This window comes from Saccharopolyspora terrae (genome assembly GCF_004348435.1).
Lineage (GTDB): Bacteria > Actinomycetota > Actinomycetes > Mycobacteriales > Pseudonocardiaceae > Saccharopolyspora > Saccharopolyspora endophytica.
On record NZ_SMKS01000017.1, the window covers coordinates 44,559 to 56,677 of the forward strand.

At 67.9% G+C, this 12,119-nt stretch carries 10 protein-coding genes; 6 read left to right on the forward strand and 4 right to left on the reverse strand.

The window, feature by feature from the left end:
• Positions 1–26 precede the first annotated feature (26 nt).
• Positions 27–1,079: an LLM class flavin-dependent oxidoreductase gene (locus tag E1181_RS12710; protein WP_165944605.1), complete on the reverse strand. Its 1,053-nt coding sequence runs from the start codon at positions 1,077–1,079 to the stop codon at positions 27–29.
• A gap of 235 nt (positions 1,080–1,314) precedes the next feature.
• On the opposite strand from E1181_RS12710, the gene E1181_RS12715 reads away from it, so the two are divergent.
• From E1181_RS12715 to E1181_RS12730, 4 genes are all read left to right on the forward strand, one after another.
• A complete protein-coding gene (locus tag E1181_RS12715; protein ID WP_132674334.1) occupies positions 1,315–2,295 on the forward strand; it encodes a phosphotriesterase family protein in 981 nt (326 codons plus the stop codon).
• Positions 2,296–2,381: 86 nt separating this feature from the next.
• Positions 2,382–3,290: a 3,4-dihydroxy-2-butanone-4-phosphate synthase gene (locus E1181_RS12720; RefSeq protein WP_165944606.1), complete on the forward strand. Its 909-nt coding sequence runs from the start codon at positions 2,382–2,384 to the stop codon at positions 3,288–3,290.
• Positions 3,287–4,111, forward strand: coding sequence for an enoyl-CoA hydratase/isomerase family protein (locus tag E1181_RS12725; protein ID WP_165944607.1), 825 nt, complete (start codon positions 3,287–3,289; stop codon positions 4,109–4,111). The genes E1181_RS12720 and E1181_RS12725 overlap by 4 nt, the downstream gene beginning before the upstream one ends.
• Positions 4,112–4,148: 37 nt before the next feature.
• A complete protein-coding gene (locus tag E1181_RS12730; RefSeq protein WP_165944608.1) occupies positions 4,149–6,173 on the forward strand; it encodes an acetate--CoA ligase family protein in 2,025 nt (674 codons plus the stop codon).
• A gap of 296 nt (positions 6,174–6,469) precedes the next feature.
• On the opposite strand, the gene E1181_RS12735 is transcribed toward E1181_RS12730, so the two are convergent.
• Complete coding sequence (locus E1181_RS12735; protein WP_235876719.1) at positions 6,470–7,801, reverse strand: MFS transporter; 1,332 nt, start codon at positions 7,799–7,801, stop codon at positions 6,470–6,472.
• Between the two features lie 233 nt (positions 7,802–8,034).
• Here E1181_RS12735 and E1181_RS12740 point away from each other — a divergent pair, with 233 nt between their 5' ends.
• Together E1181_RS12740 and E1181_RS12745 are read left to right on the forward strand one after the other, a co-directional pair.
• Positions 8,035–8,892, forward strand: coding sequence for an MBL fold metallo-hydrolase (locus tag E1181_RS12740; RefSeq protein WP_132674341.1), 858 nt, complete (start codon positions 8,035–8,037; stop codon positions 8,890–8,892).
• Positions 8,893–8,915: 23 nt separating this feature from the next.
• Entirely contained in the window at positions 8,916–9,677 is a 762-nt protein-coding gene (locus tag E1181_RS12745; protein ID WP_132674343.1) for an IclR family transcriptional regulator, read from the forward strand.
• 473 nt (positions 9,678–10,150) lie between these two features.
• Here the strand turns inward: E1181_RS12745 and E1181_RS12750 are convergent, their stop codons facing one another.
• The gene (locus E1181_RS12750) at positions 10,151–10,489 is read right to left on the reverse strand and encodes an EthD family reductase (protein WP_132674345.1); all 339 of its coding nucleotides are present in this window, start codon (positions 10,487–10,489) and stop codon (positions 10,151–10,153) included.
• A 16-nt stretch (positions 10,490–10,505) separates the two neighbouring features.
• A complete protein-coding gene (locus E1181_RS12755; RefSeq protein WP_132674347.1) occupies positions 10,506–12,035 on the reverse strand; it encodes a class I adenylate-forming enzyme family protein in 1,530 nt (509 codons plus the stop codon).
• Between the last annotated feature and the right edge of the window lie 84 nt (positions 12,036–12,119).

Here is a 12,119-nt window from a genome sequence, read left to right on the forward strand (position 1 = left end):
AGCGGCTGCTGAGTCCGCCGCCACGCTCACAGTTGCGGACGCACCTTCTCCGCGAACATTGTCATGGATCGCAGCACCCGATCCTGCGGTTGACTGCCCGCGTCGAACCAGGCCACCAAGCCGCCGAGGCCGGTGTGGCTGTGGAAGGAGGCGAGCTCCTCGGCGACGTCATCGGGCGAACCGAGCACCAGCGTTTTGCGCTCGATGTACTCGTCGTAGCTGAGCTCGTCGATGCCGAGCCCGACCTTCGCGCGGTTGGTCAGGACCCCGACGTACCACATGTAGCCCTCGCGGTACTCCTCCTTGGCCTGCTCGCGGCTCTCCGCCACGTGCACGGCCTTGAGCTGGGAAGCGCGGGCGATGTTCTCGTCGATCGCGTCGAAGGAGTGCCCGGCTGCGCGTGCTTCCTCGCGGTACACCCCGACCAGGTGCTTCACGTCGTTGCGGGTGGGACGTTGACCGAGGACGAACGAGAAGCCCCGCCGGGCCGCCGACCGCAGCGACTCCTCGCTGGAGGACACCATCACGAACACCGGTGGCGTCGGCTTCTGCACCACTTCGGGGAACAGCTCGACCTCGTCGACCACCTCGCCTTCGGCGGGCACCTGGTAGTGCTCGCCCCGGTACTGCACCTTCCCGTCGCGCCACGCCTGCATGACGATGTCGAAGACCTCTTCGTAACGGGCGTCGCGCTCGGCTTCGGGAATCCCGTAAGCCTGGAACTCCAAGCGGTCGTAGGCTTTTCCGATCCCGAAGTTCAACCGCCCGTTGCTGAGCTGGTCGACGTAGGCGTAGTCCTCGGCCAGTCGCAGCGGGTGGTGCATCGGCAGCCGCGACACCCCGGACCCGAGGCGGATCCGCTCAGTGGCCGCCGCGGCCGCGGCCAGCAGGATCTGCGCGGAGGCCACGATCCCGTACCGGCGGCCGTTGTGCTCGGCCACCCAGGCTTCCTCGAAGCCGAGCCGGTCGGCGTGCTTGATCTGCTCGACGGCCTTGTGCACGACCTCGTTGTGTGTGTTCCACGGGGGCACGTTCGAGAGGCTGAAGATCCCGTAATGCGGGGTGGCGACGTTGCTCATTGCTCTCCTCAAAGACCCATGACGGGGTGGTCCGGCAGCCCGCATCGAACGCGGCGCCGCCGGGCGAAACCGCTGCTCAACCCGGCGTGAAGACGGGCTTGACTAAACATGACACGCGCGTCATTGTCAACAGCCAGAGACTCCTTCCGCAGTCACCTCCACTCCCGCATCTGCACTTCCACCGCAGGCGAAAACGCCTGTCCCCGCCCCTGTTTCCGAGGGAGATGTGCACCCCATGAGTTCGGTCCAGACCATCACCGGCGGCATCGACAGCGACCAGCTCGGCCGCGTGCTGATGCACGAGCACGTGTTCGTGTTCAACCACGAGTACGCGGCCAACTACCCCGAGACCTGGGACGACGTGCAGCGCACCGACGACGCGGTCGCCAAGCTGGCCGACCTCAAGGCCAGCGGCATCGACACGATCGTCGATCTGACCGTACTCGGGCTGGGCAGGGACATCCGCAGGGTGCGCGCCGTCGCGGAACGCTCGCCGGTCCACATCATCGCCGCGACCGGCTACTACACCTTCAACGAACTGCCCACCTACCTGCGGCTCCGGGGACCCGGACGGCTCGTCGGCGGCGAGGAGCCGATGGTGGACATGTTCGTGCGTGACATCTCCGAAGGCATCGCGGGAACCGGCATCCGCGCCGGAATTCTCAAGTGCGCGACCGACGTTCCGGGAGTCACCCCCGACGTCGAGCGGGTGCTGCGCTCGGTGGCGCGCGCCCACCTGCGCACCGGCGTGCCGATCTCCACGCACACCGACGTGGCCACCGAGCGCGGGCTCGAGCAGCAGAAGCTCTTCGCCGAGGAAGGCGTCGACCTCGGCAACGTGATCATCGGGCACAGCGGCGATTCCGAGGACCTCGACTACCTCCAGCGGCTACTCGACAACGGTTCCTACCTCGGCATGGACCGGTTCGGGCTGGACAACCGCCTGCCGTTCGACAAGCGCATCCGAACGGTCGTCGAACTCGTCCGCCGCGGCTACGCCACGCGCCTGGTGCTCTCGCACGACGCGTCGTGCCACAGCCACAACTTCCCCGACGCCTACCGCGCCGAACACCTGCCCAACTGGAACTACACGCACATCTCGCGCGACGTCATCCCCGCGCTGCTGGAGGCGGGTGTGAGCCAGCGCGACATCGACACCATGCTCGTGGACAACCCGCGGGACATCTTCTCCGCGCGCCCCGACGAGCGATCATGAACGGGACCGACGAAATCTTCGCCACTGGGGAAAATTCCCAACTCGAAGGCGCCTTGTTCTCAGCCGGTCCACATCAGACGGACGCCGTGGACGACGCGGTATCCGCCCTGCGTGCGGGCAGGCCGGTCGTGCTGGTGGACGACACCGGGCAGCACTCGTGCGGTGAGCTCGTGTTCGCGGCGAGCCTGGCGACCACCTCTCTTGTCTCCTTCGCAGTCCGGCACACCTCGGGCCTACTGCAGGTCGCGCTGGCCCGGCACGACGCGGACCGGCTGGAGCTGCCCCCGATCAGCCGCGACCGCAGCACACCGAACACCCCGGAATACGGCGTCGCCGTGGACACGGCCGAGAGCACCGGCACCGGCATCTCCGCCGCCGACCGCGCCCGCACGATCGCCCTGCTCGGCGACCCCACCACCACGGCCCAGCAGTTCGCACGCCCCGGGCACGTGCTGACCTACCGAGCGCACGACGCGGGAGTGCTGGGCCGGCTGGATGCCGGTGAGGCCGCACTCGACCTGGTCAGGCTCGCTGGCGCCGGAACCGGTGCCGCCCGCGCCTGCCTGGTCTCCGATGCCGACACGACCACCATCCAGCGGCTTCCAGAAGCACGCGCCTGGGCTCATCGACACGACCTGCCAGCCGTGACCGCCTCCGCCGTGCTCGCGCACCGCCTGGCACGCGGTGACCGGCGTGCGAGCGCGTTCCAGCTGACCATCCGCGGCAGGACCTTCGACGTGGTCCGATGGCGCGACGGGCCCGCTGAGATCACGGCGCTCGCTCTCGGCGGGGATGTGACCACCGAGCCGCCCATCATCCACGACGAATGCCTGCAGTGCCTCTTCGACCCCGACGCCTGCCGATGCCGGGCCGAGCTCGCCGCGTCCCTGCACTCGATCGCCGATCGGGGCCACGGCCTCGTCCTGTACCGCCATCGCATCGCGCTGCCGGACACCACCACCGGCTCTCCCCTAGCAGAAAGGCTCGTGCCATGAGTCTCGTCCGCATCGAACGGAACGAGAAGGTCGCCGAACTCGTGCTGGACCGCGAGGACAAGCTCAACGCGTTCAACGACGCGTTGTTCGAGGACTACGAGAACGCGCTGCACGAGCTCGGGGCCGACTCCTCGGTCTCGGTGATCATCGTGCGTGGCGCCGGCCGCGCGTTCAGCGTCGGCTGGGACGTCGCCCGCCCCGCACCCAGCACGAACGGCGATGCGCCCGCACACCGCACGGCCCACGAGGACTGGCTGCGCCTGCGCGGCCACATCCGCGCCTTCACCGCCGTCTTCGACCTGCCGAAACCCGTCGTGGCCAGCGTGCACGGCTACTGCATGGGCGGCGCCACGCTGATCCCTGCCTGCGCCGATCTGGCGGTGGTCGGCGACGACACCAAGATCGGATGGCCGGTGCTGCCCATCGGGGGCGGCATGCTCGGACCCGTCGCGATGTCGCACCTCGGCCCGAAGAAGGCCAAGGAACTCTCCTACACCGCCGGTTCCCACATCTCCGGTGCCGAAGCCGCGTCCCGTGGCTGGGCGAACTACGCCGTGCCCACCGACGAAGTCCTGGACAAGACGCGGGAAATTGCCCGCGAGGTGTCCAAGACCCCGCTGGACATGCTCGAGATCAAGAAGCGGGCAGCCAACGACGTGCTGATCCGCCAGGGGTTCCGGGAAACCCTGGACGCCTGCGCCGGCTGGGACGCGCTGATCCACACCGCCGAAGGCAACCGGCGCATGGTCGCCAAGCTCGGTGAGCTGGGCATCTCCGCCGCGCGCACCTGGTACGCCGAGGGCGGCTCCCTCGCCTTCTGATCACCGCACCCACCCGAGCCCGAAGGAGCCCACCGCCGTGTCCCGATCCACCATCGCCGTCGTCGGCGCCTCGCCCCGCAACTTCTGGACCCAGTGCGCCATCCACAACCTGCGCACGCTGAACCCGGACCTCGACGTCGTCCCGGTGACCCCGACCCACACCGAGGTCGCCGGTCTGCCCACCGTCCCCGGCGTCGGGGCGCTGCCGGAGGCGCCGCGCGCCGCCGTGGTCGCCATCCGGCGCGAAGCCAGCGTCGAGGCCGTCCGCGAACTCACCGAACTGGGAACGCCCGACATCGTGCTGGTCTCCGACGGCTTCGGGGAACGCGGCGATGACCTGGGCCGCCAACTTCACGCCGAGCTCATCGACGTCGTCTCCGGCACCGGGACCCGCTTGTGGGGTCCCAACTGCGTCGGTTTCGCCGACTTCCACGAGCGCGTCTGCGCAGTCGCCGAACCGGTCTGGCTCGACGCCGCGGCGGGACCGGTCTCGATCATCTCGCAGAGCGGCGCCCTGCTGTCCGCGCTGGTCGCCGCGGCCACCGAGGAACACCTGGGCGTGGACTTCTGCGCCTCGACCGGCAACGGCGCGCTGATCGGGGTCGCCGAGTCGATCTCGCTGGCCATCAGCAGAGCCACCACCGAGGTCCTCTGCGTCTATCTGGAAGGCATCTCCGCCGAGCAGCTTCCCGTGTTGGTCGACGCCTTCCAACGCGCCCGCGAGGCGGGCAAGCAGATCATCGTGATGAAGTCCGGGGTGTCCGAACGCGGCGGCCGGGTCGTGCTCTCCCACACCGCCAGCATCTCCGGCAGCGACGCGGTGCTCTCCGAGCTGCTCCGCGAGCACGGCGTGCTGCGCGCCGACGGCATCGACGAACTGATGCGGCTGGCCACGCTGAGCCTGTCCGGCGTCAAACCCGGTCGGCCGCACGCGGTCTCGATCCTGGGCGGTTCCGGCGGCGCCGCAGCCCTGTGCAGCGACCTGGCCGAACGCCACGGCGTGAACCTCACCGTGTTCGCCGACGAGACCATCGCACGGATCCGCGAACTCGCCGGGCCCGGTTCCTTCGTCGACAACCCGCTCGACGTCATCGGCGTCAAGCGACGCGAAGGCGACGAGAGCGTCAACAGCAGGGTCTTCGCCGACCCCAACACCGGACTCGTCCTGATGCCGTGGAGCGTGCAGCTGCCCTCGGACTCACCGGAGCAGGCCGTCCACACCTGGAACTGGGACGACCTGGCGAGGTTGTCCGCGGAGCACGAGATGCCGCTGGTCATCACCTCGATGGCGCCCGTCCCGGTCACCGACTGGGTCCGCGAGTACCAGGCACGGCACCCGCACGTCTCGGTCGTGCACAACCTCCGGCTGACCTTCACCGCCCTCGCCAAGCTGTTCCCCGCTCTGCCCGACGACGAGCACACCACCGGCCTCGAGACCAGTGACCGCGTGCTCAGCGAAGCCGACTCCCGCGACCTGGTCGAAGCCGCCGGAACACCCGTGGTGCGCGGTGTCCGGGTGAATCCCGGTGATGACCCGGCAGCGGTGGCCGCCGACCTGCGGCCGCCGTTCGCGGTGAAGATCATCGCCTCCATCAGCCACAAGTCCCGCCTCGGCGGCGTGGCGCTGGGCATCTGCAGCACCGACGACCTCCCCGCCACGACGAAGCAGATCGAAGCGAGCGTCACCGCCTCCGGAGTCGAACCCGGCACCATCGAGGGCTACCTCGTCGAGGAGATGGTGTTCGGCAAGGAGATCCTCATCGGCCTCAACACCGATCCGGTGCTCGGCAAGCACGTCGTGGTCGGCCTGGGAGGCACGGCCACCGAACTCGCCAACCGCTCCTCCACCCGGCGACTCCCGCTGCACCCCGACGACGCCGAGGACCTGCTTCGCGCCGCTGGAGTCACCGAGCACCTGGCCGCCCGGAAGGCCCTCACCCAGCTCTGCGAAGCCTTCGAGCGCGGTGAGCTGGCCGACTACGAGACCGTGGAGATCAACCCGCTGATCATCACACAGGCCGAGTGCTGGGCGGCAGATGCCGTCGTCACGCGCTTCGCCTAGCGGCCGACGATGTCGACGCGAGCCCTCCGGGACTCCGAGGTCAGCGCGGCGAACTGCCCGCGTCGAGGACCTCGACAGGCCGCCGAAGCCGCCAGCCACATGGGCGCCGCGAACGCCTCCGCACACGAAGACGCGCAGCAGTCATCGCTTCCTATTCGCGGCCGTGCAGCAGGTTTTGCAGCCAAGTGGTGCGTCGGCTGAGGGCGGAAGGGCGAGACCTTCCGCCCGACGCCCACCTCCCGGGGTCTCGCGCAAGCACATCGAGATCACCCCTTCGGCCTTCGCCACGCGCCGGGTCAGCTGATGGTCGTCAGATCTCGGCCGCGGCCCTCGCTAGTGAGCACGATCGCCACCGCCGAAGCGACGAAGACGCAGATCCACGCACCGCCGAGGAGAGCGATGCTGCCGCCGCTGACCGCCAGCAGCCCGGCTGCGATCGCCGGGGTGAATCCGGCACCGAAGGTCGAGGCGCTCTGGTACGCCAGTGATGCTCCCGTGTACCGCGTCCGCGTGGGGAACAGCTCAGCGGTGAAGGCACCGAACGGCCCGAAGATGATGCCCTGCAGCCCCTGCCCGAGCACGACGGCGAGGGCATAGCCCCACACGGTGCCGCTGCCGACCAACCACAAGATCGGAAACGCGCACACCGCAGCGCTGATCACTCCGAACAGCATGACCGACCGGCGGCCGTACCTGTCGCTGAGCCGGGCGCTCAGGATCACGGTCACGACCATCACCGCGGCGGCAGCGGCCTTTGCGTTGAGCACACCGGTCTTATCGGCGCCTGCCTCCACTGCGAAGGACACCGCCCAGACGGTCACGATGCCGGCCAGCGAATAGATGCTGATCCCCGCGACGATCCCGAGAACGAGGTTCTTCGGATTGCGACCGAGTACCTCCAGCAACGGGATCTTCTTCTCCTCAGCGGTCTCCTCGAGCTGCTGGAAGAGCGGAGTTTCTGCGACCTTGAGCCGGATCGTCAGTCCGATGACGACCAGCACTGCGCTGAGCAGGAACGGAATTCGCCAACCCCAGGACAGGAACTCCTCGTCGGGCAGCAGGCTCACGGCGCTGACCGCCAGCGTGGCCAACACCGCTCCCGCCGGGGCACCCATGTTGGCGAAGCTGGCCGCGAATCCGCGTTTGCGTTCAGGAGAGTGCTCCAACGCGATCAGCATCGCCCCGCCCCATTCGCCTCCCACCGCGATCCCCTGGACCACGCGCAGCATGATCAGAAGGACCGGTGCGATCACGCCGATCTCCGCCGTGCCGGGCAACAAGCCCATCACGCAGGTGGCGGCGCCCATGGTCAGCATCGAGATGACCAGAACGTTCTTGCGCCCGAACCGGTCGCCGAAGTGGCCAAAGATCGCGCCGCCCAGTGGCCGGAAGACGTACCCGGCGGCGAGCGTGCCGAAGGCGGCGAACGCCGCGAACCCGGGACCTGCATCCGCGAAGAAGACCTTGTTGAACACGAGGGCTGCGGCCGTCGCGTAGAGCAGGAAGTCGTAGTACTCGATCAGACTTCCGATGAAGCTGGAGGCAAGGATCCTCCGCATGTTCTTGGTGTTCAGGCTGTCGCCGGTCGCCGACGCTTCTGATGCCTTCATCATTGGAGCCATCGCCATGCCTGTTCTCGTGTCGCGGGGGAACGCGTGCACGTCGTCACTGGTATCCACGCCACCGAAGTGACGGGGATCATTGAAGTAGGCACAGCCTCACACCGCGCTGACCACGAAGCCCACCCCGGCATTCCGTTGAACGGAACGCGCGCGTAGCGCCTTCACCCGCCACCGGACGAGCATCCGGTGGCGACGCCGCGTTGGCGCTTCCGCAGAAGTTCACCAGGAAGGATCAGCACATGGATGCAACTGTCACGCTTACCGGAACCGGCACTCCCCTTCCGGTTCCCGGCCGCGCCGGACCGGGTACGCTGCTTCGTTGCGGCGAGTGGGCCGGGCAGGTCGACGCGGGACGCGGCACCGTGCTGCGACTGGCCGAGCTCGGAGTGCGCTGCCCGCAGATCGGCTTGCTCGCGCTGACCCACTACCACTCCGATCACCTCGTCGGCGTGGCCGATCTCGTCCTCACCCGCTGGGTGCAGGGCGGCAACGATCCGCTGGTGGTGCTGGCACCAAAAGGTCCGACCTCGCGGTTCGCGCACCGGGTGCTCGACATCTGGGCCGACGACATCGAGGTCCGCCAACTGCACGCCCGACGCCCCGCACCCCCGCCGCTGGACATCCGGTCCTTCGACGCCCCGGCCGAACCCACCGTCGTGTGGCGATCCGGCGACGTGGAGATCTCTGCCATCGCCGTGCGCCACGAACCTGTCGAAGCCGCCGTGGCCTACCGCTTCGACATGGCCGACGGCGCGGTCGTCGTCAGCGGCGACACCCGGGTGTGCCCTGAGGTCGAACGGTTGGCTGCCGGAGCTCAGGTGCTCGTGCACGAAGCCTGCCGCAGCGAAGCCGTTCGAGCGCGCGGCAAGGACTACATCGCCGCGTACCACGCCGACACCGTGCACCTCGGAACGATGGCCGAACGCACGGGCGTGGCCACCCTGGTGCTGACGCACCTCGAACCCGCACCGCTGACCGAGCACGACGTGAACGCCTTCGCAGAGGACGTGCGCCGCGGCGGGTTCACCGGAAACCTCATCGTGGGAGAAGATCTCACCACGGTGCCCGCTGCGGCAGAGACCGCGTTGTCGACCTAGCCGGGTGGTAGGAGGGCGTCATCGTGCCAGGCCAGATTCGAGAACCAGGACGGACGGTCACCAGCCGAGTTCTGGCGGTCCTCGACGCCTTCGGCTCCGACGACCTCGACCTCTCGCTGGCGCAGCTGTGCCGCCGCACTGGCCTGGCGCCCTCCACCGCACACCGGCTCCTCGCCGAACTCGTCGAATGGGGCGGCCTGGAGCGCCGCGGAGATCGATATCGAATCGGACTGCGGCTCTTCGAAATCGGCATGCGCGCTCCCGGCCGCCGCAACCTCGCCGACGTCGCCCAGCCCTTCATGGAGGACCTCTACGAAGTCACCCACGAGAACGTTCACCTGGCTGTGCGCGACGGCCACCACGCGGTCTACCTGCACAAGATCACCGGACATCGCGCGGTCGAGGCACCGTCGCGATCCGGCGAGAGGCTTCCGCTGCACGCCACCAGGATGGGCAAGGCCCTGCTCGCGTTCGCTCCACACGAACTCACCGAGGAGATCATCTCCGAGGGTCTGCCGCGTCACACGCCGCACACCATCACCACGCCCGGCGTCCTGCGTCGCACTTTGGCGCAGATCCGGAAGCGCGGATTCGCCGTAGCGGCACAGGAGTACTCACTCGGCACCATCTCCGTCGCCGCCCCCGTTCTCGCAATCGACGGACACGCGCACGCCGCGCTGTCAGTCGTCGTGCACAGCTCCCGTGCCGACGTCGCCAGGCTGGGGCCAGCAGTGAGAACCGCGGCCATGGGAGTCACTCGCCAAACGTCGCCCTCCCCCAGCTGACGCCGGCGACCAGGGCCAGTTGGATTCACTTCGTTCTTCACTGAGGTGATCTCAGTAAGTCCAGGTGAGGGTCCGCCGTGGTGTGATCGGTGGCGGCGGCAGAGAACCTGCCTGATGCAGTGGGACGTGGGGGCTCCTGGTAGAAGAACTCCGACCGAAAATGATCTTCACCAGGTAAGGCCCCCACAATGATCACCTCTCGTGCCATCCTTGATGTTCCTCGTGACCTCGCCTCTACCTCGCCAGACTGCTGGCCATCCACCGTCGCGAGCTGGGCACCCGAAAAGGCCGCCGGGCACTAAGCCCATTCGGTCAGGTGCCTCTACCTGGCCACCCGCTCCCTGGACCCTACCGGCCGAGGCAGGGCACGATGGGCCGCCAGGTGGAAACCCGCACTCAACGCCTTCGCCATCACCTTCGAAGGCCGCATCAAACCCAACGAGAACCAACGCATGCCGAGCCAGATCCACCGATCATCTGACAGTCCCGGTTTCACCCACGGGCTCGACCGTGGTTTCGGTCGCGATGAACCAGTCGATGGTGTCGAGGAAGTGCTGCTCGTGCTCGTGCAGCGGTTCGGCCTGCGGGGAGGCGAAGGCGGTGCGCACGTCGTCGACGGTGTCGAAGTACAGCTCCGCCATTCCGTCGTAGGGCCAGGACTTGCGGTGCTCGATGGCCGGATTCTGCCGGTAGGTGCGCAGACCCGGTAGCTGCCACACGAGCGCGGGGTGTTCCTGCTGCCAGTAGGTGAGGAAGTCCTCCCGCGACAGTCCCGGAAGTGCCTTCAGCATCGCGACGATCTTGACCGACATCGATGAGTCCTTTCCGCTACCAGCCGACGAGCTGGCGCAGGTTGCTCTTGACGATCTTTCCGCTGGGGTTGACGGGCATGGAGCCCGGTTCGAGGAACACGAAGCGCTTCGGGATCTTGTACCCGGCGAGAGAAAGCCGCAGATGCTCGCGAAGATCGCTCTCGGTCGCGCTCTGCCCTGGCCGCAGCGCCACAACGGCACGGACTTCTTCGTCCCATTCGGCGCTGGAGACGCCCAGCACTCCGCACTCCATGACGGCGGGGTGGGTGTAGAGGACCTGTTCGATCTCCGAGGCGTAGACGTTCTCACCACCCGACTTGATCAGGTCCTTCGCGCGATCGCGGAAGTAGAAGTAGCCCTGCTCGTCCTGGGTCACCAAATCGCCGGTGTGCAACCAACCCTCGCGCAGGGCTGCAGCCGTGGCGTCGGGGTTGTTGTAGTAGCCGAGCATCACCGCCGGACCGCGCACGGCGATCTCGCCGAGTTCCCCGGCTCCGAGCGGCTCGCCCGTCACCACGTCGACCACGCGAGCTTCGACCATGGAGTACTCCTGGCCGATGGAGCCGTCGAGCTCGGGCCGCATGATGTCGCGGTCGAGCAGGCGGGTCACCATCGGCCCGCCCTCGGTCAGCCCGTACCGGAAGTACATGCGCACCTGCGGAGTCAGCTCGCGCACGGCTCGCTTGTCGGGCATCCGCAGCAGGCCGCCCCCGCTGTGGAGCTGGCGGAAGTGCTTCTGGAATCCCGGTGTTTCGAAGATGCCGGCCTGCAGGAGGCGGCGCACCATGTTGGGGATCATGAACGACGTGGTGATCCGCTCGCGCTGTACGAGCTCACCGATCTGCTCCTCGTCGAAGCGGTGCAGCATCACGTTGGTACCGCCGCTCATGTAGTGCGGCGCGAACACGCACAACAGCGCGGCCGAGTGGAACATCGGCGTCACATTGAGCCCGACGTTCTCCGCTGCGCTGGCCATACCCACGTCGAGCCGCTCGTTGATCGAGTTCACGATCCCGGAGCGGTGGGCCAGCACGACACCCTTGGAGAACCCGGTGGTGCCCCCGGTAAACAACACGCACATCGGATCCTCGGGACCGACTCCGGGATCGACGGACTGTCCCGGCGTGGCCGCGAGAGCCTCGAACTCGCCGCCCTGCAAGACGACGCCGAGCGAGGGATCGAGATCGCCGGTCGACCGGGCGGCGTCCAGCGCGTCCTCGAACCGGGACTCGACCAAGACGGTGCCGGCCTCAGTGGAGTTGATGCCCTGCACCAGCTCGGCGGTGGCCCAGCGCCAGTTGTACATCACGGCCACTGCGCCGGCGGCAATGACGCCGAGGAACGCCTCGACGCAGAAGATCGAGTTCCCGGCCAGGATCCCGACGTGGTCACCGCGCCGGACGCCGGAGGCCCGCAGACCGCGGGCGATTCCCTCAACCCGCGCACTGAGCTCGCGATGGGTCAGCCGGCCGGTGTCGTCGACCAGCGCGTCCCGGTCGGGGTGCCTGCGGGCGTTGAGGCGCACACAGTCGGCAAGGGTCCACATCGTTGTCTCCTCCGCACACTCCGAACTTGCCCAAGAGCCTAGGAAACGAATGCACGTTTGTCTATCTCGACTTCTTGTCTTCGC